The sequence below is a fragment of the Stenotrophomonas maltophilia group sp. RNC7 genome (genome assembly GCF_030910085.1).
Taxonomy (GTDB): domain Bacteria; phylum Pseudomonadota; class Gammaproteobacteria; order Xanthomonadales; family Xanthomonadaceae; genus Stenotrophomonas; species Stenotrophomonas sepilia.
In genome coordinates, this window is record NZ_JAVFVN010000343.1 from 1 (window position 1) to 320 (window position 320).

General features: G+C 27.5%; 1 protein-coding gene. It reads left to right on the forward strand.

Annotated features, from left to right (window positions below):
* Window positions 1–52: 52 nt before the first annotated feature.
* Window positions 53–320 (forward strand): hypothetical protein (locus tag RCF13_RS05415; protein WP_308140943.1); only part of this gene is annotated, 268 nt, incomplete at its 3' end.

Here is a 320-nt window from a genome sequence, read left to right on the forward strand (position 1 = left end):
CTTACTTCGGATGTTTAACTTATAAATTTTTTATTGAAGGTTGAGGTTGAGGATGAATTTTCTTATATTAACAAACCAATATCCTAAAAAAACGAACTTGTATAGAAATGGATTTGTTCATCAGAGAGTAAAAGCTTATTCTAAGAACGGACATAATACAGTTATATGGGTTATGAATGATCAAAAGGATAAAGAAGTCTATTATTTTGACGGTGTGATGGTTATTGAAGGGAATCCTAAAGAGTTTAATAGATATATGAAAGAAGAAAAAATTGATAGGATTTTAATACATTTTTTATTAGAGAATATGGTTGATGCTT